Annotated in this window: 20 protein-coding genes and 1 tRNA gene; 9 read left to right on the forward strand and 12 right to left on the reverse strand. The window is 66.6% G+C overall.

Going from position 1 to position 23,095, the window contains the following annotated elements:
- Positions 1-402: 402 nt before the first annotated feature.
- From ABZW16_RS34955 to ABZW16_RS34985, 7 genes are all read right to left on the reverse strand, one after another.
- Positions 403-1,641, reverse strand: coding sequence for an FAD-dependent monooxygenase (locus tag ABZW16_RS34955; RefSeq protein WP_354960395.1), 1,239 nt, complete (start codon positions 1,639-1,641; stop codon positions 403-405).
- Between the two features lie 105 nt (positions 1,642-1,746).
- On the reverse strand, positions 1,747-3,480 hold the full coding sequence (gene atzF / locus ABZW16_RS34960; RefSeq protein WP_354960396.1) for an allophanate hydrolase: 1,734 nt from the start codon (positions 3,478-3,480) through the stop codon (positions 1,747-1,749).
- Positions 3,477-7,160, reverse strand: coding sequence for an urea carboxylase (uca, locus tag ABZW16_RS34965; RefSeq protein WP_354960397.1), 3,684 nt, complete (start codon positions 7,158-7,160; stop codon positions 3,477-3,479). Before uca ends, atzF begins: the two co-directional genes overlap by 4 nt.
- Positions 7,161-7,170: 10 nt before the next feature.
- Entirely contained in the window at positions 7,171-7,878 is a 708-nt protein-coding gene (locus tag ABZW16_RS34970) for a GntR family transcriptional regulator (RefSeq protein ID WP_354960398.1), read from the reverse strand.
- Between the two features lie 541 nt (positions 7,879-8,419).
- A tRNA-Pro gene (locus ABZW16_RS34975) sits at positions 8,420-8,493 on the reverse strand.
- 60 nt (positions 8,494-8,553) lie between these two features.
- The gene (locus ABZW16_RS34980) at positions 8,554-9,849 is read right to left on the reverse strand and encodes a hypothetical protein (RefSeq protein ID WP_354960399.1); all 1,296 of its coding nucleotides are present in this window, start codon (positions 9,847-9,849) and stop codon (positions 8,554-8,556) included.
- Between the two features lie 49 nt (positions 9,850-9,898).
- Positions 9,899-10,861, reverse strand: coding sequence for a metallophosphoesterase (locus tag ABZW16_RS34985; protein WP_354960400.1), 963 nt, complete (start codon positions 10,859-10,861; stop codon positions 9,899-9,901).
- A 199-nt stretch (positions 10,862-11,060) separates the two neighbouring features.
- Between ABZW16_RS34985 and ABZW16_RS34990 the strand changes: the two genes are divergently transcribed.
- Positions 11,061-11,525: a GatB/YqeY domain-containing protein gene (locus tag ABZW16_RS34990; RefSeq protein WP_354960401.1), complete on the forward strand. Its 465-nt coding sequence runs from the start codon at positions 11,061-11,063 to the stop codon at positions 11,523-11,525.
- 76 nt (positions 11,526-11,601) lie between these two features.
- Here the strand turns inward: ABZW16_RS34990 and ABZW16_RS34995 are convergent, their stop codons facing one another.
- Positions 11,602-13,974 carry a transglycosylase domain-containing protein gene (locus ABZW16_RS34995; RefSeq protein WP_354960402.1) on the reverse strand — a complete coding sequence of 791 codons (2,373 nt, stop codon included), beginning with the start codon at positions 13,972-13,974 and terminating at the stop codon, positions 11,602-11,604.
- Between the two features lie 368 nt (positions 13,975-14,342).
- Here ABZW16_RS34995 and ABZW16_RS35000 point away from each other — a divergent pair, with 368 nt between their 5' ends.
- Positions 14,343-14,666, forward strand: a complete 324-nt coding sequence (locus tag ABZW16_RS35000) for a WhiB family transcriptional regulator (RefSeq protein WP_330251089.1) — start codon at positions 14,343-14,345, stop codon at positions 14,664-14,666.
- A 115-nt stretch (positions 14,667-14,781) separates the two neighbouring features.
- On the opposite strand, the gene ABZW16_RS35005 is transcribed toward ABZW16_RS35000, so the two are convergent.
- Both ABZW16_RS35005 and ABZW16_RS35010 read right to left on the reverse strand, forming a co-directional pair.
- Positions 14,782-15,921: an ArsA family ATPase gene (locus tag ABZW16_RS35005; RefSeq protein ID WP_354960403.1), complete on the reverse strand. Its 1,140-nt coding sequence runs from the start codon at positions 15,919-15,921 to the stop codon at positions 14,782-14,784.
- Complete coding sequence (locus ABZW16_RS35010; RefSeq protein WP_354960409.1) at positions 15,918-16,937, reverse strand: ArsA-related P-loop ATPase; 1,020 nt, start codon at positions 16,935-16,937, stop codon at positions 15,918-15,920. The genes ABZW16_RS35005 and ABZW16_RS35010 overlap by 4 nt, the downstream gene beginning before the upstream one ends.
- A 526-nt stretch (positions 16,938-17,463) precedes the next feature.
- Between ABZW16_RS35010 and ABZW16_RS35015 the strand changes: the two genes are divergently transcribed.
- The 3 genes from ABZW16_RS35015 to ABZW16_RS35025 are packed head-to-tail and all read left to right on the forward strand — an operon-like array spanning position 17,464 to position 18,931.
- Entirely contained in the window at positions 17,464-17,625 is a 162-nt protein-coding gene (locus ABZW16_RS35015; protein ID WP_354960404.1) for a DUF4177 domain-containing protein, read from the forward strand.
- 16 nt (positions 17,626-17,641) lie between these two features.
- On the forward strand, positions 17,642-18,100 hold the full coding sequence (locus ABZW16_RS35020) for a RidA family protein (protein WP_354960405.1): 459 nt from the start codon (positions 17,642-17,644) through the stop codon (positions 18,098-18,100).
- Between the two features lie 42 nt (positions 18,101-18,142).
- Positions 18,143-18,931, forward strand: coding sequence for an MBL fold metallo-hydrolase (locus ABZW16_RS35025; RefSeq protein ID WP_354960406.1), 789 nt, complete (start codon positions 18,143-18,145; stop codon positions 18,929-18,931).
- Positions 18,932-19,076: 145 nt separating this feature from the next.
- Here the strand turns inward: ABZW16_RS35025 and ABZW16_RS35030 are convergent, their stop codons facing one another.
- Together ABZW16_RS35030 and ABZW16_RS35035 are read right to left on the reverse strand one after the other, a co-directional pair.
- Positions 19,077-19,751: a Crp/Fnr family transcriptional regulator gene (locus tag ABZW16_RS35030; RefSeq protein ID WP_011206875.1), complete on the reverse strand. Its 675-nt coding sequence runs from the start codon at positions 19,749-19,751 to the stop codon at positions 19,077-19,079.
- Between the two features lie 147 nt (positions 19,752-19,898).
- Positions 19,899-20,141, reverse strand: a complete 243-nt coding sequence (locus ABZW16_RS35035) for a hypothetical protein (protein ID WP_040686056.1) — start codon at positions 20,139-20,141, stop codon at positions 19,899-19,901.
- Between the two features lie 217 nt (positions 20,142-20,358).
- Between ABZW16_RS35035 and nth the strand changes: the two genes are divergently transcribed.
- The 4 genes from nth to ABZW16_RS35055 all read left to right on the forward strand — a co-directional run.
- Positions 20,359-21,066, forward strand: a complete 708-nt coding sequence (gene nth / locus ABZW16_RS35040) for an endonuclease III (protein WP_354960410.1) — start codon at positions 20,359-20,361, stop codon at positions 21,064-21,066.
- Positions 21,067-21,071: 5 nt separating this feature from the next.
- Entirely contained in the window at positions 21,072-21,698 is a 627-nt protein-coding gene (locus tag ABZW16_RS35045) for a TlpA disulfide reductase family protein (RefSeq protein WP_354960411.1), read from the forward strand.
- Positions 21,695-22,414 (forward strand): CoA pyrophosphatase, encoded by a 720-nt coding sequence (locus tag ABZW16_RS35050; RefSeq protein WP_354960407.1) that lies wholly within the window; start codon positions 21,695-21,697, stop codon positions 22,412-22,414. The genes ABZW16_RS35045 and ABZW16_RS35050 overlap by 4 nt, the downstream gene beginning before the upstream one ends.
- Positions 22,411-23,095 (forward strand): CvpA family protein (locus ABZW16_RS35055; RefSeq protein ID WP_354960408.1); only part of this gene is annotated, 685 nt, incomplete at its 3' end. The genes ABZW16_RS35050 and ABZW16_RS35055, both read left to right, overlap by 4 nt.

Below are 23,095 nucleotides of genomic sequence, written 5' to 3' on the forward strand. Positions count from 1 at the left end.
CCCAACAAGCCCGCGGCGGCATTGTTTGTGTCAACACCGGCGGTACTAAGCCACCACCGGGGGTGGGGAACCGGGCTCGATCTGTTCACGAGGGGTAACAGGTCGCGTCACGGGGGTAGCGCCAGCTGGGTCGGTCCACGAGGGGTGACCGGCCCGGCTGGAGCTTTATCGGGGCAACCATTTCGGATGGCTCTTCCCGGAGCTGACCGGCGAACCCTGCGCTCGCCACTGCCGAAGGTAACCATCGGGTGCACGCCGACGATCCCATCCACAGATATGGGCCGGGCCGGTTCACGCGGGGGGATCGGCCCGGCCGGGCGGTTCGAAGTCCGCCGCGGGTCCGCACAATGTCGCGGCAAAATGCGAGGACCGGACGGTGCCGGTCCTCGCGAAGCGCGGTGTTCAGCCGACGGTCTGAACCGAGTAGTCGGGCAGGTCGTAGCTCTCGGTCTTGGTGAGCATCTTCATCATCAGCGGCTTCATGATCTTGGTGGTCATCAGCTTGCTGACGAACAGACCAGCGCGAATGCCGAACTTGGACTGCGGCGTCATCGAGCGCAGCCCGCCGGGCGGCAGTTCCTGGGCGGTCGCCACGAACGGGCGCAGCACCTCTTCGTAGCGGGCCAGCGCCTGCGCGGGATCGGTCGCGTGCGAGGCGATTTCACCGGCCAGCACGTAGGCGCCGACCAGCGCCATCGCGGTGCCCTGCCCGGTGAGCGGCGAACCGCAGTAGCCCGCGTCGCCCAGCAGCACCACCCGGCCCTTGGACCAGTTCGGGACGTCGATGCGGGCCAGTTCGTCGAAATAGAAGTCATCCGCCTCGGCCATGGCGTCGCGCACGGTGCTCGCGATCGTGCCACCGTCGGCCAGCCGCTCGCGGATGAGCTGCTGCTGTGCCGCGACATCGCGGCGCAGTGCCGGATTCGCCTCGTCGCGAATGACCACGAGCGCCTTGCAGGTAGACGGATCGGCATCCGGGCGCAGTCCGACACCGGTCGCGCCGACCAGCGAGTTCATCGCGATCCAGTGCGGCTCCGCGTAGTCGGGCGTGGGCAGCGTGAAGAAGGACATGTAGCCGCCGAGGTAGGTGGAGAACTGCTCCTCCGGTCCGAAGACCAGGCGCCGGGTCGCGGAATGCAGTCCGTCCGCGCCGATGACGATGTCGAACCGCTCGGTGGTGCCGGAAGCGAAGGTGACATCCGCACCCGCGTCGTCCTGGCTGATCTCGGTGACCCATTCGCCGTAGCGGTAGTCCACACCGCCCGCCTCGGCGAGCAGATCGAGCAGTACCTGGTTCAGATCGCCGCGGGTGATCTCGATCTCGGCGACCGTCCCCTTGCCCTCGAATACCTCCGCAGGCATGCGCAGCAGCTCCTTGCCCTCGCTGTCCACGAAGACCATGCCGCGCTCGTCCAGTTGGGACTTGCGGATGCCGGGCATGAGACCCATCCGCTCCGCCACCTCGACGCTCGGGCCGCGCAGATCGACGGCCTGCCCGCCTGGGCGCGGCTCGGCGGCACGCTCGACCACGGTCGCCCGGATCCCGGCCCGCAGCAGCTGCAGGGCAACGGCATTGCCGCCGATCCCGCCGCCGCACACGAGGATCCGAGGCTGGGTGGTGGCGGAGTGGTTGGTGCTCATGATCTGTTCCTCACTGACTCGTTTGTCTTGCACATATGTCTAACAGACGAGTTGCACGTCTGTCTAGTACAAATGTGTAAGACATTCGTTTGGTGAGGTAGCGGGCTAGTTCTGGCTTTGCAGATAGGCCTTCCAGCCGCCGAAGGAGGTTATGTCAGTGGCGGTGCGGGCGGCGTCGTAGGTGCAGGCGAAGCCGATGACCGCGCGGCCATCAGAGAGTTCGATGCTGGTCAGTGCCATTGGCGCGGGTAGCGCGGCAAGGAAGCTGCCCAGGCCCGCCGCCGATACCCGGAACAGTTCGCCGAGAATCGGCGCGCCGAGTCCGGGACCGTGGCGCACCAGTCCCGGTTTCGGGGGTGTGGTGTCCAGTGCGGTCAGGCGGTAGGCATCGGTGGTCCGGACCTCCCCGCAGAAGCGTGCGCCGATCTCCTCCAGTTGCCAGTGCAGTGGTTGACCGCGCAGATGTGCGCCGAAAACGGCGAGCTCCACACCGCTGTCGATCAGTGTTGGCGCGTCGTCGTCGCCGAGGATGCGGGCGGCGATATCGATGGCGATCTGATCGGCGAAGGCGGGCGTCACGACCATCACCCCGAACGGTGCTCCGGTTGCGGTGGGCAGGCCGGGGACGGCCACCGCCGCCATATCGAGCAGATTGCAGAAGTTCGTGTAGGTGCCCATCCGGCGGTTGATCTCGACCGGATCCGCCTGTACCGCAGCGATACTCGGATGCTCGGTGGTCGTCGGCAGCAGCAGGCCGGCGAATCCCCGCAACGTCAGCGCGGCCGCGGCCTTGGCTCTGGCCAGCGCGTCCAGATCGGCCGCGAATCCGGGACCGGTCGTGGCCCGTGCGGCCTTGATGATCGCGGTCACGGTCGGGTCGGCGCTCGCCGGTGCGGTGTCGAGGAAGGTGCCGACGGCCGCATAGCGTTCCGCGACGATCGCGCCGTCGTACAGCAGCCGCGCGGCATCGAGCATCCCGGAAATATCCACCTCTTCGGTTGCCATACCGGCGCTGGTCACCGCGGATACGGTGCGGGCGAAGGCATCTCGGTACGGCTCGCTGAGCGCGGCGAGGTCCGCGGCGCGGGGGATCGCAAGCCGAGGTGCCTGCGGTGCGGCGAGCGGCACGTCGGCGGGCCAAGTTCGGCTGCGCGGATCCCGCGGCTCCGGTCCGGCCATCACCGCGGCGACCGCGACCGCGCGGTCCAGATCGGTGGCGAAGACCGTCACGGCGTCGTAGTCCGCACACGCCGGGACGACACCGTGTGCCGGAATGATGCCCAAGGTGGCCTTGATGCCCACGATTGCGTGCAGTGCGGCCGGAACGCGTCCGGAACCCGCTGTGTCGGTACCGATTCCGATATCGGCGATACCCAATGCCACCGCGACCGCCGACCCGGAACTGGATCCGCCGGAGATCAACTCCGGATCCTCGGCATGGCGGACCGCGCCGTACGGGCTGCGCGTGCCGACCAGTCCGGTCGCGAACTGATCCAGATTGGTTTTGCCGAGCACCACGGCACCCGCGGCGATCAAGCGCTCGACCGCCGCCGCGGTGACCTCTGCGGTGTAGGCGAATTCCGGACAGGCCGCGGTGGTCGGCAATCCCGCGACATCGATATTGTCCTTGACCGCGACCAAAACCCCTGCCAGCGGCAAGGATTCGCCGTCAGCGAGCCGTCGCTCGACGGCCGCGGCATCGGCAGCGACATCCGCCTCCGCGCGCAGCGTGATCCACACCTCCGGCCGATCGACCTCGGCGATGCGCCGATAGGCGGCGGCGACCCGCCCGGTCGGCGTGCCATGGACTTCGGTATTGCCTAGGACGCCCGAGGTCATTCGACGGCTCCGATCACTGCTAGTGGGGTTCCCGGTTCTACCTTGGCGCCGGGGGTGGCCAGCACCTTCAATACCGTGCCGGTGCCCGGGCTGTGCACCGGCAGTTCCAATTTCATCGCTTCCAGGATGGCCACCGGGTCACCCGCGCCGAGCCGCTGGCCCACCTCGATCTCCACCCGCCAGACATTGCCGATCATCGGCGCGGTGACCACGGTCGCATCCGGTGGCAATCCGGCCAGCGGGTCGGTGGCGGGTTCCGGCGCGCTCGCGATGGTCGCGCTGCGCTCGAATTCTCCCGCGGCGCGCCAGGCCTGCTTCTCGGCCTCGAACGCGATGGCCTGTCGGGTCTCGAATTCCGTTATGGCCGGGGCATTTTCGGTGAGCATCCGCAGATGGTCGGCGAGTGCGAAGGTACCCTCGCTGACCTCGGCGTCGAAACGTCCCGCCGCCGCGGCCGCACGTTGCTCGAGCAATTGCTCGGCGGTCACCGGCTCCCAGACGATCCGGTCGAAGAACCGGAACAGCCACGGGGTGCCGGGTTCGAACGGCGCGTATTGCCGGTAGCTGGACCAGATCGGCACCGTCCGGCCGATCAGCTGATAGCCGCCCGGTGACGCCATGCCGTACACGCAGAGATATTTGCCGCCGATGCCGACGGCATCCGATGGCGTCCAGGTGCGCGCCGGATTGTATTTGGTGGTGACCAGCCGATGTCGCGGATCCAGCGGAACCGCCAGTGGCGCACCGAGATAGACATCCCCGAGGCCGAGCACCAGATATTCGGCGTCGAAGACCGCGGCACGGACATCCTCGACGCTGTCGAGTCCATTGACGCGGCGGATGAATTCGGTATTCGAGGGCAGCCACGGCGCGGTATCGCGGACACCGCTGCGGTAGCGGTCGATGGCCTCGGCGATGGACGGATCGTCGAACGACAGCGGCAACCGGATGGTACGGCTCGGCACCACGAGATCGTGGGTGGCGGGCAATTCGAGCTCGAGCTCGGTCAATGTGCCGAGCAACCGATACTGCGGCAGCACATCGGGATCGAAGTGGATGTGCAGTGAACGCACACCCGGTGTCACATCGATGATGCCGGGCAGTCCGGTGTCGGCCAGCCTCTGCGCGAGTGCGTGCACCCGCATGCGCAGCCCGAGATCCAGCACCATCTCGCCGTATTCGACCAGGATATTGTCATCGCCGCCGCGCAGATAGGCGACCCGAGGGCGATCCGCGCCCGCCGCCACCGTGCCGAGGATGCCGCGATCGTCCAGACCGGCGGGTGCGCCGGAACCGGTGCGCAGACGCCGGGCCGCGGTGAGCTCCCCGCTGGTATCGGGGATATCGGCGCGGGCGCGGGCGGCATTCGAACGGCGCAGCGCGGTGGCGCGATCGTCGTCGACGGGTACGAAGTGCACGGTGTCACCGGGGCGCAGCTGGCCGAGTTTCCAGCGGTGCGCCGAAACCACGGTCAGCGGGCAGGCGAAGCCGCCGAGGCTCGGCCCGTCCGGTCCGAGCAGGATCGGGGTATCGCCGGAGACGTTCAATGTCCCTACGCTGTAGGGATTGTCGTGCAGATTCGACGGATGCAGTCCAGCATCGCCGCCATCGGTGCGCGACCAGGTCGGCTTCGGCCCCTCCAGGCGAATGCCGGTGCGATTCGCGTGGCTGCCGACTTTCCAAGGGTGCGAATAGAACTGGTCCATATCCGCGTCGGTGAAGTATGCGGGTGAGGTCTGCGGGCCGATTCCGACAGCCAATCGCCAGATATGGGTGAATTCGGGTCGCTCGTCGACCGGCACCGCGCGCGGTGCATCGAGTTCGGTCCGATTCGCGACAACACCCAGAACATCGCCCGCCGCAACGGCTTTGCCGGTGCTGCCGCCGAAACCGCCGAGGGTGAAGGTGGCGGCACTACCGTGATACAGCGGCGCATCGATGCCGCCGCGCACCGCGAGGTAGGTGCGCAATCCGGCGTCGGCGGGTGCCCCGATATCGAGCACTGATCCGGCCGGGACGGTCACCGGTTCCCACATGGCAACCGGCTGTCCATCCACCGTGACCGGCGTCTGCGCGCCCGTCACGCACACCACGGTGGTATCGGCGAAGCACAGCTGCGGACCCTGCAGCGTGCATTCCAGTGCCGGTACGCCCGAGGGGTTTCCGACGGCGGCATTCGCCAGGGTGAACGAGAGATCGTCCATTGGACCGGATGGCGGAATGCCGACCTGCCACAGGCCGATTCGACCCGGATGGTCCTGAATCGTGGTCATCGTGCCGCCACGCAGCACATCGATGCGCTGCCCGGCGAGCCGGATATCGGCCAGCGTGGTCGTGACATGCTCGGCGGCGAGCACGACGGCATCGGCACCGGCGGCACGCAATTGGGTGAGATTGGTTTGGACGCCATAGATCCGCGTCGCGGCCAGCGCATCGCGCAACTCTGCGAAGGCGGCGTCACGGCTTGACCCCGATGCGATCACCTTGGCGAGCAGTGGATCGTAGAACGGGCTGACCTCGGTCCCCGTGGCGATCCAGGTATCGACCCGAATACCGGGCGCGGATCGAGCGGTCTGATCCGGGAAGGCCGCCGAGGTGATCAATCCGGCACTTGGCCGGTAATCGTGCCCCGGATCCTCGGCGTAGACCCGCGCCTCGACCGCCCAGCCGGTGATCGCCGGTCCGCTCTCGGGCTGTTCGTCCACCATCGCGGAGTCCCCGCCCGCGAGCCGCAGCATCCACTCGACCAGATCGACCCCGGTCACCGCCTCGGTCACCGGATGCTCGACCTGCAGCCGGGTATTCATCTCCAGGAATGAGGCCGCACCGCGGTCGACGTCATAAACGAATTCGACCGTGCCCACCGACCGATACCCGACCGACCTGGCCAACTCACGCGAGGCCGCGAGCAACTGCTCAGACAGCCCCGGCGGGAGCCCGGGCGCTGGCGCCTCCTCCAGCACCTTCTGATTGCGCCGCTGCAGCGAACAATCCCGGGTGCCGAGACTGACCACGCGGCCGCGACCGTCACCGAAAAGCTGTACCTCGATATGCCTGGCCCGCGCCACGAACCGCTCCAGGAAGACGCCGGTCGAGGAGAAGTTCGTCGCGGCCAGCCGCTGCACCCGCCGATACGCCGCGCGCAACTCATCGGCATTGCCGCAGGCCTGCATGCCGATACCGCCGCCACCACCGACCGCCTTGAGCATCACCGGATAGCCGATGCGCTCGGCTTCGGCCACCGCGTGCTCGGCCGATTCGAGCAGCCCGCTGCCCGGAATCAGCGGCACGCCAACGGATCTGGCTGTCTCGCGGGCGGTGTGCTTATCGCCGAATATACGCAGCTGTTCCGGCGTCGGTCCGACGAACGCAATACCCGCTTCAGTGACGGCCGTAGCGAAATCCGCATTCTCCGAAAGGAACCCGTATCCAGGATGTATCGCGCCCGCACCGGTCGACAACGCCGCATCGATCACCCGGTCCGCTCGCAAATACGATTCGGCGGCCGGGCTCGGCCCCAGATATATCGCGACATCGGCGATTTCGACATGTGCCGCACCAGCGTCGGCATCCGAGTACACCGCAACGGTCTTCAGGCCCAATGCGCGGGCCGTGCGCATGATCCGACAGGCTATCTCGCCACGATTGGCGACCAGGACGGTATCGAACTCCAGTGCCACCGGAATCTCCCTATTCAGTTGCCAGGGACATCGCGGCAATGGCCCGCGTGACCCGATCGAGGACCACATCGAGCGATTCGCCGATATGGGTGTGCAGTAGCCGGTAGGCCAGCGGAAGATCCTGTGCCAGTACGGCATCCAGAATTCCCAGATGTTCGGAGATGGTGGTCTCGATGCGGTTGTTGACCATGAAGTCGTACATCCGCACATGCCGGATCCGGGAATTCACCGCCTGCAACGAGCGCACCAGCTCGGCATTGCCCGCCGCGGTCAGCAGGGTGACGTGGAATTCCTCGTCCCGGACCACGAAACCGGGCTCCTGCTCGGGCGGATCCGCCCGCAGGACCCGCCAGGCCTCCCGCTCGGCCGCGAGCAGCGCGTGATCGTGCACCACCGCCGGATTGTCGATGGCCCGCTGAATTCCACTGAGCTCCAAGGTGATTCGCAGCTCGTAGAGATCGCGGATCAGTGGAATGCTGGGCCGCACCGGGGTGAAGCCGTACTCCTCGCGCTGCAACAGCCCGTCCGAGCACAGCACCGTCAGCGCCTCGCGGATCGGCGTCCTGGATATCCCGAACCGAGCCGACAGCTTGGGTTCGGTCAGGCGCTCGCCGAACCTGATATCCCCGTTCATCAGCTCGCCGCGCAGCGTCGTATAAACCACGTCCCGCAACGGTCGTCCCGCCGCATCCGCCTGTGTGGCCACCCGTGTCGACATGCGTGTATACGCTATGGACCTCGCGTTTCGTCGAGATGTCCGCAAGTTAGCAAGCGGTAAGAGTGTGCTCACCGCTCATACGGGACATCAAGGGACATATCGGAACAACCATGCTGTCATTCGGTCCCGTCCTCGGCGCGCCTCCTTCCGGAACTTCTCACCGGCGGTGCACAGTGAGGTGGAGCAGACAGCAACACCTTGGCAACGCCGCCGCGCCACTGCAGGACACATTGCCGCAGCAGGCTGATGAGCGGCCCGGCGCGGGGTAGCGGAGCCAGCGGAGATGACTCGCCGACAGCCTTCCCGCGCCGTCCGTCGGTGGCGATCCGCCCTCGGCGCCGGGTGCACCTACGAGCAGTGTCGGGAGGTAGCGATGGAAGCGTTCGTGATCGTCGGATTGCTGGCCCTGATATCCGGGCTACTAGCGGTCATCGCCTGTGCGGTGTGGTGGCCGACCCCGTACCGTCGGGCCAACCAGCGCAAACAGCTCCGCCCCCGGCCTGCGAGGGCCGGGGGCGGAGCCGTTCGTCTCAACCACGAGTCGGGGTGACAGGATTTGAACCTGCGACCTCTTCGTCCCGAACGAAGCGCGCTACCAAGCTGCGCCACACCCCGTGAATCGAACCTGCAGTAGCTTACAACAGCTCAGGTCCAGACGTTAAACCGGCAGGTCAATCATCCTTCATGGGGTCGAATGCTGGTGAAGATGCGCTGCGCGGTCGCCGCATCGACGGCATTGGGCACGCCGGTATCGGCGGTGATCACCATGACGAAGCTGCCGTTATCGGTGGGGGTGGCGAAGGTGTAGACGGCGTACTCCGTCGCGCAGCCGGGATTGGCCTTGGCGGCGGTGCCCCTGGTCTCCACGAACATGCCGTGCTGGGAGCCGTCGAGGGAGGTGAGCGGCTGTGCGGGGCTCGGCGTGCCGCCCGGTGAGTTCGTGTACGCGATCTTGGCGGTCCTGGTGCCGAGTTCGGTTGCCGCGGTTGCCGAATCGGCGTCCTGGGAACCGGTCAGGAAGGCCACGGTGCGGGTGGAGCCGGGGCAGTAGCTCTTCCCCTCGGTCGCCAGGCCCTTACCGGTGACGGCATTGGGCGGCTCGCCGAAACCGCCGACCTTGCCGTCGGGTGCCACGGTCCAGTCGGCGGGCACGTCATAGGCGGCGCCGAGGTCCGATGCCACCACCACCTGATAGCCGGGTACGACCGGGGTTTCGTGATTGGCCGGGGCGCTGGGCTGGCTGGTGCTGGAATGTGCGGGGGTATGCGACGCCGTTGGCGTGAGCGCACTCACCATCGATGGCGCCGGATTCTGCGCGGAGGTGTTATCCGGGCCGCTATTGGCGAACACGATCGCCGTCGCTCCGCCCGCGACCACCAGCGCCGCCACCGCGGCGGCGACCAAGGCGATACCGCGCCGGTCCCGGCTGCGATTCGGGCGCAATGCGTCCGGTGTGATGCGGTCGCCGAAGAGCGCGTTCAGGCCGGCGTCTTGTCCATGGGCCGCGCGGGTTGGCCCCTGCGGCCCGAATGCTGTTGCACCGGCCTGGAATTGCGCCGTTGAGCCGTACTGGCCTCGGCCGGTCTGCGATGCCGAGGTGGATTTGCGCGGTGCCGTGGCGGTCGCTGTGGGTTCCCACTCTGTCGTGGGTTTGAATTGTCCCTGCGCGCTTACCGTTCGGGTCGATCCGGTGTGGCCGGGTTGCCACTGCAAGGAACCCGCCGCGTCATTGGTGCCGTGGGGCCAGTTCGGCGCACCGCCGCCCGGCGGCGATGCCGGCGGATCGAGGTGTACCGGCGCACCGAATGTGTTGTGCGCCTGCGCCGGCCGGGTGTCAGCGGCGGGGGTGGAATGCTCGGACTGTCCCAGTGCAGGACCGAATTGTCCGGCGCCGTAATGCTGTTGTTGATACGGCGTCCCGGGCCGACCCGAATCCGTCGATTCGCCGCGCCGGTCGTCGAAATCACTCACACTGGTTCCCCTGCCTGACGTCAGTCTCGGCAAGGGACCTTAGCCGAACTCAGCGTGCGATGGCTTCCGAGGGTGAAACGCCCTGGCCGCTATCGGCATTGGGACGCGTCGGCGGCGCGGCGACCAGAGTCAGCAGCGTGGCCTCGGGGCGGCAGCAGAAGCGGTACGGCGCCCACGGCGAGGTGCCCAGACCCGCGGAGACATGCAACTGGGTGTGCGTACCCCACTTGGAGGAGCCCTTCACCCGGGAACGGTCGATACCGCAGTTGGTGACCAGCGCACCGTATCCGGGCAGGCACAGCTGACCGCCGTGGGTGTGCCCGGCCATGACCAGGTCGTAGCCGTCCTCGGCGAAGCGGTCCAGTACCCGGGGTTCGGGCGAGTGGGTCAGGCCGATGCTCAGCACGGCGAGCGGGTTGGGTGCGCCCGCGATGGTGTCGTACCGGTCGCGCTGCAGATGCGGATCGTCGACGCCCGCGCTCGCGATCCGAAAGCCGGAGACCTCGACATCGCGGCGGACGTGGGTCAGATCCAGCCAGCCACGCTCGGTGAAGGCCGCGCGCAGGTCCTTCCACGGCAGCGGTGCACCGTAGACCCGCCGGTGGTCCTTCTTGAAGTACTTCGCCGGATTCTTCGGCACCGGCGCGAAGTAGTCATTGCTGCCGAAAACGAAAAGGCCCGGGCGGGAAAGCAAGCCGCCGAGGGCCTGAACCACCGCGGGCACCGACTTCTGATGCGACAGGTTGTCACCGGTATTGACGACCAGATCCGGCTCCAGCCGGTCCAGCTCCCGCAGCCACTGCTGCTTGAGCTTCTGACCTGGCATCATGTGCAGATCACTGATGTGCAGCACCCGTAGCGATGACGAGCCCGGCTGTAGTACCGGCATCGTGGCCTCACGCAGGACGAAGGCGTTTCGTTCGATCAGCGAGGCGTAGCCGATACCGGCCACCGCAGCCCCGGCGGCTCCCAAGGCGGTTCGTCGGATGGCGGCGGTCGAGATTACGGGCATTTGCCCAGCATAGGTGACCCCGGTGCGGAACGCCGAGTGTGTTTCCGCACAAGCGGGCAGGTTCTTTCGAGCGACCTGCAAGCAATCGCTAGCGGTGTGGTGCGGTCAATTCGGCCCTGCGGCCCCCGGGAGCATTGCCAATACGACAGGACGCCAAATGTAGTGGGCCGGGAACAGGGAAGCGGCTACCGTGTGGCACATGTCGGAACTCAAATCGCAGCTGCGCGCGGATATGACCGCCGCGATGAAAGCCAAGGACACGCTGCGCCTCGCCACCCTCAGGATGCTGCTTGCCGCCATCCAGACCGCCGAGGTGGCGGGCGCACAGGCGCGGGAACTCTCCGACGCCGAGGTCATTGCTGTGCTGCAGAAAGAGGCGAAGAAGCGCAGCGAATCGGCCGAGGTCTACACCCAGGCCGGGCGTGGCGAACTGGCCGCCAATGAGCATGCCGAGGCGCGCATCATCGATGAATATCTGCCGAGCCAGCTGACCGACGCGGAGGTCGCCGATGTGGCCGACACCGCGATCGCCCAGGTCGCCCAGGAACTCGGCGAGCGGCCGGGCATGCGACAGATGGGCCAGGTCATGAAGGCCGCCACCGCGATCGCCGCGGGCAAGGCCGATGGCGCGCGGCTCTCGGCCGCCGTGAAGGCGCGCCTGTAGCACCTGTCCCGAGACGGATATAACGAAACCGCCGACCCGGATCAATCCGGGTCGGCGGTTTCATCTTGTCGAGGCGCTATCGAGGGGCCGGGAATCCCGGGATACTCGGGAACCCGGGGATGCCGGGCAGGCCCGGAATCGGAACTCCCGGTGGCGCGGCGGGGCCGGGCGCGGGCGTCGGGACCCGTTGCGTCCCATCACTGATATAGATCGTGATCACCGACCCGGGAATCGCCGATCCATTCGGCGCGGTCCCCATCACCGTCCCCTTCGGCGGCGCACCGGGACCGTTCACCGGCGAGACCTGGAAGCCAGCCGCGACCAGCGCGGCAGTCGCCTGGCCCTGTGACATATTGGTGACATCGGGGACCTGGGCCTGATTCGACCCACGCACATATTTATCGTCCAGCGGCGGCAGTGCGGGCGGCGGGAAGTTCCCGAGCACCGGCTTGACCGCGTTGAACCAGGTGCGCGCGGGTTCATTGCCACCGAAGAGATTGCCGTCGCCGCAGCCGCGCAGCGGGAACGAGCAGATCTCGCCCGGCGTCGGGCTGTCGCCATAGATGTAGGCCGCGGCCGCCAGCGAGTTGGTGAAGCCGACGAAGGCCGAGGAGCGGTGGCTCTCGGTGGTTCCCGTCTTGGCCGACAGCGGCGCATTCCAGCCGGTGGACCGCGCGGCACCGGCGGCGGTACCGCTGATGTCGTCCTGGCCCATCGCGTTGGCCAGGGTGTTCGCCAGTCCGGGGTCGACGACCTGTTCGCAGGCCTGCTGGGTGAGCGGCACCGTCCGGCCGGAGCGGTCGATCACCTCCTTGATCGGCGACGGCGGGCACCACCGACCGCCGGAAGCCAAGGTGGCGGCCACATTCGAGAGTTCGAGCGGGTTGATCGCGACCGGGCCGAGGGTGAACGAGCCCAGGTTCTGGTCCTTGATCATGTCCGCGAGGCTCTGGTTGCCGTGCCCAGAGGTGCCCGCCTCGGTGTAGGAGCGCATGCCGAGGCGCACCGCCATATCGACCGTTGGGGTGACGCCGACGGCCTGGATCAGCTTGACGAATGCGGTATTCGGCGAGGTGGCCAGCGCCTCGGTCACCGACATCGGCGACTTGTAATTGCCCGCGTTCTGCACGCAGTAGGTGGCCGGCGGGCAGCCGCGCGCACCACCGTTACCCATGCCCTTCGCCTCGAACCGGCCCGGCACATCGAGCTGGGCATTGATACCCATGCCCTTCTCCATGGCGGCGGCCGTGGTGAAGAGCTTGAAAATCGAGCCCGCGCCGTCACCGACCATTGAATACGGCTGCGGCTGCACCGTTTCGTTGGCATTCCGGTTCAGGCCGTAGGTGCGGCTGCTGGCCATGGCGAGCAGCGGATGCGAATCCTGTCCGGGGCCGACCACCGACATGACCTGTGCGACATCGTCGAGGTTCGGGTTCGCGGCCTCGGTGACCGAGCGCTTCACGGAGTCCTGCAGGGCCGGATCGAGAGTGGTCTTGATCGTATAGCCGCCGGTATTGATCTGTTCGCGGCTGATGCCGGCATCGGCCAGGTACTGCATTGCGTAATCGCAGAAGAAGCCGCGGTCGTTGGCGGCGATGCAGCCGCGCGGCAGCCCCTTCGGCTCGGGCAGCACGCCGAGCGGTTCGGTCTTGGCCTTGCGGAACTCCTCGGCGCGGCTGGGGATGTTCTGGATCAGGGTGTCCAGCACGGTATTGCGCCGCTGCAGCACGCCCTCGGGATTGGTGTAGGGGTTCAGCTTCGAGCTGGACTGCACCATGCCGGCCAGCATCGCCGACTGGGGCACATTCAGGTTCACCGCGTCGACGCCGAAGTAGGTCTGCGCCGCGTCCTGGATGCCGTAGGAGGCATTTCCGAACGGGACGAGGTTCAGGTAGCGGGTGAGGATCTCGTCCTTGGTCAGCTCCCGGTCCAGGGTGAGCGCCATCCGGATCTCGCGCAGCTTGCGCGCCGGGGTGGTCTCGATGGCGGCCCGACGCTCGGCATCGGTCTTTGCGACGACGAGCAGCTGGAAGTTCTTCACATACTGCTGGTCGAGGGTGGACGCACCCTGCTGCACCTCACCGCTGCTCGTATTGGTGAGGAACGCGCGTAGCGTGCCCTGCCAGTCCACGCCTTCGTGTTGGGCGAAGCGCCGGTCCTCGATGGAGACGATCGCCAACTTCATGTCGTTGGAGATCATGTTGCTTGGGACCTCGAAACGGCGCTGCTCGTACAGCCAGGCGATGGGCGTTCCATTGATATCGACCATGGTCGAGACGGCGGGGACGGTGCCCTCCACCAGTTCTGAGGACACATTGTCGACGGCGTCGGCGGCACGGTTGGAGACGAACCCGAAACCGCCTGCGAGAGGGAACAACAACCCGGCGACGAGCACGGCGGCCAGCGCGCAGCTGCCGCACAGCCTCGCGAGCGTATGTGTGATCGGCACGACGCCAAGACTACGGGGTGCCGATCCAGCGCTCTCGGGTGTGTTTGTCAGTCCCTCGGATCTGGCGGTTCGCCTGCCCGAATCGGCGTGTCGCGGGATGGAATCCCGCGTGTCGTTGAAGGGCGAACCACCTGTCGGGTCGACCGCCCGGTTCTCGATCACGTTTGCATGGACGGACGTACCAAAAAGTCTCGGGACGGTCTTGCGCAGAGGCCATACCTTTACCTAGATTGAGAACCCAGTGTGATAGAGCTAACACTCAAAGTGGAATGTGGTGCAGTTCGCAGCGGGGTTTGGGTTGCTGCGCACTGACACGCGATTCTGGAGCGCCGTTGACCCGGTGTTCGGACTGCAAAGGGGCACACCAAATGCACATGACAACCCCCATCGCTCGATTGGACGTGGAGCAGGCCGAAGCAAGGATCGCCTGGGTTGCCCAGGCGCGATGCAAGGAAGTAGACCCTGATCAACTGTTCGTCCGCGGCGCGGCGCAGCGCAAGGCGGCGACGATCTGCAGGCACTGCCCGGTGCTGATGCAATGTGGGGCCGATGCACTCGACAATCGAGTCGAGTTCGGCGTGTGGGGTGGAATGACCGAACGGCAGCGTCGTGCGCTGCTCAAGCAGCACCCGGAGGTGACGTCCTGGGCGGACTTTTTCCAGGCTCAGCGTCAGCATCAAGTAGCAATCTAACCCTGGAAAATGGAACCGAGCCCGCGCTTGCGGGCTCGGTTCCGTTAGTGGGGCTATATCAATCCAGCATCAGAATGCCACGGTGGCCCAAGCGATTTCGGCTCGAACGTCACGATCAGGCGGTTACCTCGACCGTATGCGCATCGGTGAGCTGAACACCCACCGCCCGCAGCGCCTCCAGATCAGAGACCTCGAAGGGCAGCGCGGTCACCGAGGCGATCGGCACCCGCGGATGCGCGCCGGTGAACCGGTGCAGCAGATGCTGTTCGCGCTTGGCGGTGGCGACTCGCTGCGCGTGAATGCGCAGCACCGCGGCGGTGAGCGGATCGGATTCGGCCAGCTGATCGGCGATGGTGAGCGCGTGATCGGCGGGCAATGCGCTGAGCACCGGATGGGTTCGATTCAGTACCAATCCGGCCAGCGGCATGCGTTCGGTCGCGAGGCGGTCGACGAAGAACGACGCCTCGCGCAGTGCGTCCGGTTCGGCCGCCGCGACCACCAGGAAGTGTGTGCTCGGCTTGGACAGCATCGTGTAGGTACGGTCCGCGCGATCCTGAAAGCCGCCGAACAGCGATTCCAGCGACTGCAGGAAGTTCGACGCGTCCTTGAGCATCTGCCCGCCGACAATGGTCGACACAGCGCGCACGGCCAGGCTCATCGCACCGGTAACCAATCGGGTGACACCGCGACCGGGAGCCATGATGACCCGGATCATCCTGCCGTTCAAGAAGTTTCCGAGACGCTTGGGCGCGTCGAGGAAATCCAGTGCGTTGCGGGACGGGGGAGTGTCGACCACGATGAGGTCCCACTCCTTGCGCGCGGCCAGCTGACCGAGCTTTTCCATCGCCATGTACTCCTGCGTGCCGCCGAAGGAGGACGCGACCGTCTGATAGAAGGGGTTGGCGAAAATCTGCTCCGCCTTCTCCGGACTGGTGTGCTCGAGCACCATATCGTCGAAGGTGCGACGCATATTGAGCATCATCGCGTGTAGTTCGCCCTTGGCCTCGGGGCCGAGTGCCACCCGCTGCGGGCTATTGTCCAGATCGGCGACACCGAGTGACTGGGCCAGTCGCCGCGCGGGATCGATGGTGAGCACCACGACCTTGCGGCCCTGTTCCGCCGCGCGCAGTCCGATGGCGGCAGCAGTGGTCGTCTTGCCGACGCCGCCGGAGCCGCAGCAGACCACCACCCGCGCAGTGGGATCCTCGATGATCCGCGAAATATCCAGTTGCGCTGCTACATTCGGGCTGCTCATCGGACCCCCTGCTTACTCAGATGTTCGGCCAGTTCATATAGGCCGCCCAGATCCATGCCGTCGGCGAGTGCAGGCAGATATATCCGAGCCACATCGACCTTCGCGAGTTCGGCGGCGCTATCGTCTTGTGCCTGCAGAGTGGCCGCGTGCTCGATGGTTTCGGTGATCAGACCCTGGAAGTCCTGATCCGGCAGCGAGATTCCGGCCTCAGTGAGGCCGGCGCGAATGGCGTCGCGGTCGATGTCACCGCGTGCGGCCCTATTGCGCACCTCGGCCGGGAGCTGGCCCTTGGTCGTGCGGTTCACGATGACGGTGCCGATGCGCAGGTCATTGGCGGTGAGCTCGGCGACGGCGTCGGCGGTTTCCTGCACCGGCAGCGCCTCGAGCAGGGTGACCAGGTGGATCATCGTCTGATCGGAGTGCAGCAGATTCGAAACGCCCTCGGCCTGCGAGGCGATCGGCCCGCCCTTGGCCACTTCGACCATGGCCTGGGTGACATCGAGGAAGCTGGCGATCCGTCCGGTCGGCGGTGCGTCGACGACGATTTCGTCGAATACCGGCTTGCCCTGCTTATCCACCCGGACCGCGCATTCCTTGATCTTGCCGGTCAGGATGACATCGCGCAGACCGGGCGCGATCGTGGTGACGAATTCGATGGCGCCGACCCGGCGCATGGCCCGCCCGGCGAAGCCCAAGTTGTAGAACATATCGAGGTATTCGAGAAAGGCGTGCTCGATATCGAGTGCCAGCGCGACTACCTCACCGCCACCGTCCGCGGTAGCGATCCTGGTCTCGGTGGGCGGCAACGGCGGCAGATCGAAGAGCTGGGCAATGGACTGTCTGCTCTCCACCTCTACCAACAGCACCCGCCGTCCGCCCGCGGCCAGCGCGAGCGCGAGCGCCGCAGCGACCGTCGACTTGCCGGTTCCCCCTTTGCCGGAGACATAGTGCAAGCGGGCCTTATCCGCGCGCTCCGGCCAACCCGTTTCTGGCCCCGGCTCCGCCGAAATGGGCACTGCTGTTGGTACTCCCACGATCGCGAGCCTATAACCCGTCCTCAGATCACGCCCCAGCGATATGGTTACTAGTCGGTTTTTGAGCTGCTCCGTCCCAGACAGCGAGACTCGCATTTCTTGCGGCACCGGGAGAGCCTCGCCCTTATCGACCGTCAGGGAGTCGGTCCCACCAGCGGCTTGCTCGAGGCCGGTGTGCTTCTGGCACGTGCATCGCCGGCGGCGCCCGAACACCTTCGCACCAAACGCCTGAGCGCTCGAAGCAAGTGAACGATCCGCACATCGGTGACCACCACGGAGCGAGTCTTACGAGCGACGTTCGCGGCCCGTCTCGCGTCCGAGCCGAAGGCTCGGCCATCGAACTCAGCCGAGTCGTCGAAGCGCATGCGACGAAGTCGCGAATCTCGACGGCTCGGACGCGAGGCCCACCCGTCGCCCGACCACCACCCCTCATCGAATCGCTACACGATGCTGACATTAGGGGCCGCGAACACGCCGCGCCCGCGCGGCCAAAGATACAGTCTCGGACATGAGTGATTCGAAGGTGTGGGAATACGCCACCGTTCCGCTGCTCACGCATGCGACCAAGCAGATCCTGGACCAGTGGGGCGCCGATGGCTGGGAGCTGGTGACCGTGCTCCCGGGTCCGACCGGCGAACAGCACGTCGCCTACCTCAAGCGCCAAAAATAAGCGAAGGGATTCGGCAATGACACAGTGGGAGAAGAATCTCGCCCAGCTCGGCCTGACCTTGCCGCCGGTGGTGGCCCCGGTCGCCGCATATATTCCGGCGATCCGGACCGGCTCGCTCGTCTACACCTCCGGGCAGCTGCCGTTCGCGGACGGGCAGCTCTCGGCGACCGGCAAGGTCGGCGCCGAGGTCTCGGTCGAGCAGGCCAAGGAGGCGGCGAAGCTCTGCGCGCTGAACGCGATCGCCGCAGTACACGATCTGGTCGGGCTCGATGCGGTGGTGCGGATCGTCAAGGTCGTCGGATTCGTCGCGTCTGCACCGGGATTCACCGATCAGCCGCAGGTCATCAATGGTGCCTCGGAGCTGCTCGGTGCGGTCTTCGGTGATGCGGGCGTGCACGCGCGCTCCGCGGTCGGCGTTGCCGAGCTGCCCCGCAACACCCCCGTCGAGGTCGAACTGATCGCGGAAGTGCGCTAGACAGGTTCGCAGGCAAGGTTTTCGATCGACTGGGGTACTCCTATGACGCTCACCCATCCCGCATACGGCCAGCTGCGCCAGGTCACGCCGACCGCGGCGGTTGTACTCGCGGACAATCCGGGCCAGATGACGCTGGAGGGCACCAACACCTGGCTGTTGCGCGCCCCGGGGCAATCGGAGTACGTGGTCGTCGATCCGGGACCGAAGGATAAGGCGCACAGCGAGACCATCGCCCGCGCCACCGACGGCAATATCGCGCTCACCCTGATCACCCATCGGCATCACGACCACACCGGCGGCATCGACCGGCTGGTCCAGCTGACGGGTACTCCGGTGCGGGCCAGGACCGCCGACTTCCTGCACGGCGCCGACGCACCGCTGCTCGACGGCGAGGTGATCGAGGCGGCCGGTCTCCGGATCACCGTCCTCGACACCCCTGGCCACACCAAGGATTCGGTGAGCTTCGTCCTCGACGACGCGGTGCTGACCGGTGACACCATCCTCGGCTCCGGCACCACCGTGCTGGATTCCAGCGACGGCACCCTCGCCGACTACCTGGCATCGCTGGACAGACTGGTCGAGGTGGGCGCGGGACGTGCGTTGCTACCGGCGCACGGTCCGGACCACCCCGATCTGGAGCCGGTCGCCCGGTACTACATCGCGCATCGGCAGGAGCGTCTCGACCAAGTGCGGGAGGCGCTGCGCGTGCTCGGTCCGAACGCGGGCGCGATGGCGGTGGTGCGCAAGGTCTATGCCGATGTCGACAAGCGACTGTGGCTGGCCGCGCGCAGTTCGGTACAGGCGCAGCTCGAGTACCTGCGCGCCGAGTAGAACTAGGCGTCGGGAGAGCACAACAGCACGCTGAGTTCAGTGGAGCGCTGAACTCAGCGTGCTTTCGTATTTGTGCCACGGCGTACATCCGCCGCAGCACGGCAGTGCGGCGGCCGGATATCCGGTCGCCGATATCGGTCGAGCGTCAGCGCGCGCGGCGGGCCAGGCGCTCGGAGTCGGAGATCAGCACGCTCTTGCCCTCCAGCCGCAGCCAGCCGCGATGCGCGAAGTCGGCCAGCGCCTTGTTCACGGTCTCGCGGGAGGCGCCGACCAGCTGGGCGATCTCCTCCTGGGTGAGGTCGTGGGTGACCCGCAGCGCACCGGCCTCCTGGGTACCGAACCGCTGTGCGAGCTGCAGCAATGCCTTGGCGACCCGGCCGGGAACATCGGTGAAGATCAGGTCGGCAAGGTTATTATTGGTGCGGCGCAAACGGCGGGCGAGGACGCGGAGCAACTGCTCGGCGATCTCGGGCCGCTGGTCGATCCAGGACTTGAGTGCGTCACGGTCCATGGTGACCGCGCGCACCTCGGTCACGGTGGTCGCGGTCGAGGTACGCGGACCCGGGTCGAAGATCGACAGCTCACCGAACATGTCCGACGGGCCCATGATGGTCAGCAGGTTCTCTCTGCCGTCCGGGGAACGCCGTCCGATCTTCACCTTGCCCGAGGTGATGATGTACAACCGGTCGCCTGGCTCGCCCTCATTGAAGATGACATGCCCGCGCGGAAAATCCACGGGCTGCAGTTGTTTGGCTAGAGCCGCCACCGCGGTGGGCTCTACGCCTTGGAAGATGCCTGCTCTGGCGAGGGCCTCGTCCACGAATGTGCTCCTTATGGGAAATGGCTCTGTCCTGGACCGAAGCGAATCGGCCAACAGCGCAGTCTACGCGGCATCAGAGCAGCGTAGTGACAGACACCACGTAACGAGTGGATTGCGCGCCGTGCCAGGTACCGGTTGGTAGGGCTTTCAGCTGGCGCGTGCGACGTCCAGTTCTTCACCACGGGACCGGCGCCTGCGCATCCGTGCCACCGCGGCGGGCAGTCCGAGCTTCGTCAGCTCCTTCACTTCGGCGTTGCTTGCCTTGTCCAGGTACTGCTGAACCTCTTCGTCGGGTTCGAGAAGTTTGCGGAGCCGATTCTCGACCCGCTCCATGCCCAGTGCAAACAGCATCAGCACCACTGGGAAGAGCACCACAGCGAGTCCTTGCATGACGAGCAGTAAACACGGTCTAGGTCTCAGATGGAACACGGCAAGAGATCTAGGAGGGCACCGTTGTCGCGTGGTTCCGTATGGTGGACGGGTGCGTGTCTCCCCCTCCACAGCCGCCGTCAGCGGGCCTTCCCCTGCCGCCGAGGCGACCGATGCGCAACCCGCCGCGGTCCCCGTTCCGAAACGCAAATCCCGAGCGCGACAAGCGGAAACCCAGCTGGGCCTGACCCGAAGAGCCCGCCGGATGGACCGTGCGCTCGCGGTGGCTTTTCCGAACGCGCACTGTGAACTCGACTTCACCACTCCGCTCGAATTGGCGGTCGCGACAATACTTTCCGCGCAGTGCACCGATGAACGGGTGAATCTGACCACACCCGCGCTGTTCGCCAAGTACCGCGATGCCCGCGCCTATGCCGAGGCGAACCGCGCTGAGCTGGAGGAATACATCCGGCCGACCGGCTTCTTCCGCAATAAGACCAGTTCCCTGATCGGGCTCGGACAGGCACTGGTCGAACGTCACGACGGTGAATTGCCTCACACCCTCGAGGAATTGGTGCAGTTGCCCGGCATCGGCCGCAAAACTGCCAACGTCATCCTCGGCAACGCCTTCGGGGTGCCCGGCATCACAGTCGACACCCATTTCGGCCGCTTGGTGCGCCGCTGGGCATGGACCACCGAGGAAGATCCGGTGAAGGTCGAGCACGCCATCGGCGAGCTGATCGAGCGCAAGGAATGGACGATGCTGTCCCATCGCGTGATTTTCCACGGGCGCCGGGTCTGTCATGCCCGCAAACCCGCATGCGGTGCCTGCATTCTGGCCAAGGACTGCCCATCGTTCGGGGCCGGGCCGACCGATCCGGAGGCCGCGGCCAAGCTGGTGAAGGGTCCGGAGGCGGAGCATCTGCTCGAGCTGGTGGGCCGGTGAGACGGATACCTGTCTGGGCGCGCTTGGCGCTGGCAGGGTTGATCATCGTGGTGGCCTCGGCGGTCGCGCTATGGCCGCGCCATGGCGACGACACCGCGGCGGGCAGCGACCATCCGGCGAATTCCGGAACAACGGCCGCACTCACCGCCCGCAGTGCCGCCGGACTCACCCAATGTCCGGTGCCAGCGGCGGATGCGGTGGGGCACGGGCCGGTTGCCGGACTCGGCCTCGGCTGTCTGGCCGACGGAAAGCCGGTCGATCTGGCGGCCGCGCTCACGGGTAAACCGGCACTGCTGAACCTGTGGGCGTACTGGTGTGGACCGTGCGCCAAAGAGTTGCCGGATGTGCAGGAGTACGCGCGACGCGCCGGAAACGCGATTACCGTGCTGACCGTGCACAGCGATCCTGATGAGGCGAGGGCGCTCGCGTTGCTGACCGATTTGCGGGTGACATTGCCCGGCGTGCTCGATCCGCGCGCCAAGGTCCGCACCGCGGTGGGCGCGCCCGCGGTGCTACCGGTATCGGTGCTATTGCGTGCGGACGGTTCGGTCGCCGAGGTGGTCGTGCGCGCCTTCACCGGCGTCGACGATATCGCCGATACGGTCGCGAACAAGCTGGGAGTTGCGGCATGACCGAGATCCCCACGCCCGACAGCATCCCGAAGTGGCTGCGTCGGGCGGCGGACCCGAATACCGACGCCACCGACACGTTGACCTTGGCACGCGCGTTGCGGCGGGCGATGATCGTCAACAGCACACCACGGCAGGCGGCCGTCCTCGTGCTGTTCAGCGGCTCGCCCGAACCGGATCCCGACGCCCCCGGCGGCCTGCCCGCCGACGCGGATGTGCTGCTCACCCAGCGCGCGTCGACCATGCGCCAGCACCGCGGTCAGGTCGCCTTTCCGGGCGGTGCCGTCGATCCCGGCGACTCCGGACCGATCGACACCGCGCTGCGCGAGGCCTGTGAGGAGACCGGGCTGGCGCGCGATGGCGTAGAACCCTTCGCCGTGCTGCCGAAACTGTTCGTGCCCCCGTCCCGCTTCGATGTGACCCCGGTGGTGGCCTACTGGCACACCCCGCGGGCGGTCCAGGTGGTCAATCAGACCGAGACCGAACGGGTCGTGCGGGTGCCGCTGGCCGACCTGTTGGAACCGGCGAACCGCTTCATGGTGCGTGGCAGCCTCGGCTATCAGAGCGCGGCTTTCCAGGTCGACGGCATGCTGGTGTGGGGGCTGACCGGCGGCATTCTGGCCGGAATCTGCAAGGCCGCCGGGTGGGAACGGGAATGGGACCACAGCGATGTCCGTGATCTAGAGACCGCGCTTGCGGCCGTAGGGATGACGTTATGACCTCATCGGCTTGGCTCGATATCGCGGTGGTCCTGCTCGCACTGCTGGCCGCCTCTTCCGGCTGGCGGCAGGGCGCGGTGGCCTCCGCCCTGGCCTTCCTCGGCGTCGTGCTCGGCGCGGTAGCGGGGATTCTCATTGCGCCGCACATTCTGATCCACGTCAACGAGGGCAGACCGCGGGTGCTCACCGGCGTGCTGTTGATCGTGCTGCTGGTCATTGTCGGCGAGGTCGCGGGCATGGTTCTGGGCCGGGCCGCGCGCGGCGGTATGCGCCATCCGTTCACCCGCAGTGTGGACAGCGTCATCGGTGCGCTGTTGCAGGCGGTGGCGGTGCTGGTCACCGCATGGCTGCTGGCACTGCCGCTGGCCACCTCCTCGCAGCCCGCCATCGCCTCGGCCATCAATGGTTCGAAGGTGCTGGCCGACGTCAACGAGGTCTCCCCGAACTGGTTGCGCCGCCTGCCCAACGAATTCTCCAAGCTGCTCAACACTTCCGGGCTCCCGGACGTCATCGGTCCGTTCGGCCGCGCCCCGATCGCGGCCGTCGAACCCCCGGACCCCAGCGTCCTGACCAGTCCGGTGGCGGCTTCGCTACAGCAGAGCGTCCTGCGCCCAATCCGGCACTACGGAGTTAGCACACATAGCGACCTACTATGTGCGGTAACTTCTGAGTCGTCTTTGC

Origin of the sequence: Nocardia sp. NPDC004604, from assembly GCF_040609795.1 — a bacterium.
Classification (GTDB): Bacteria; Actinomycetota; Actinomycetes; order Mycobacteriales; family Mycobacteriaceae; genus Nocardia.

Coding starts and splice junctions, on each gene's coding strand:
- ABZW16_RS34985 (WP_354960400.1), bottom strand. CDS start 10,861: ATGCCCGTAATCTCGACCGCCGCCATCCGACGAACCGCCTTGGGAGCC.
- ABZW16_RS35050 (WP_354960407.1), top strand. CDS start 21,695: ATGACCGAGATCCCCACGCCCGACAGCATCCCGAAGTGGCTGCGTCGG.
- ABZW16_RS34990 (WP_354960401.1), top strand. CDS start 11,061: ATGTCGGAACTCAAATCGCAGCTGCGCGCGGATATGACCGCCGCGATG.
- ABZW16_RS35025 (WP_354960406.1), top strand. CDS start 18,143: ATGACGCTCACCCATCCCGCATACGGCCAGCTGCGCCAGGTCACGCCG.
- ABZW16_RS35000 (WP_330251089.1), top strand. CDS start 14,343: ATGCACATGACAACCCCCATCGCTCGATTGGACGTGGAGCAGGCCGAA.
- ABZW16_RS35035 (WP_040686056.1), bottom strand. CDS start 20,141: ATGCAAGGACTCGCTGTGGTGCTCTTCCCAGTGGTGCTGATGCTGTTT.
- ABZW16_RS34970 (WP_354960398.1), bottom strand. CDS start 7,878: ATGTCGACACGGGTGGCCACACAGGCGGATGCGGCGGGACGACCGTTG.
- ABZW16_RS34955 (WP_354960395.1), bottom strand. CDS start 1,641: ATGAGCACCAACCACTCCGCCACCACCCAGCCTCGGATCCTCGTGTGC.
- ABZW16_RS35015 (WP_354960404.1), top strand. CDS start 17,464: ATGAGTGATTCGAAGGTGTGGGAATACGCCACCGTTCCGCTGCTCACG.
- atzF (WP_354960396.1), bottom strand. CDS start 3,480: ATGACCTCGGGCGTCCTAGGCAATACCGAAGTCCATGGCACGCCGACC.
- ABZW16_RS35020 (WP_354960405.1), top strand. CDS start 17,642: ATGACACAGTGGGAGAAGAATCTCGCCCAGCTCGGCCTGACCTTGCCG.
- ABZW16_RS35005 (WP_354960403.1), bottom strand. CDS start 15,921: ATGAGCAGCCCGAATGTAGCAGCGCAACTGGATATTTCGCGGATCATC.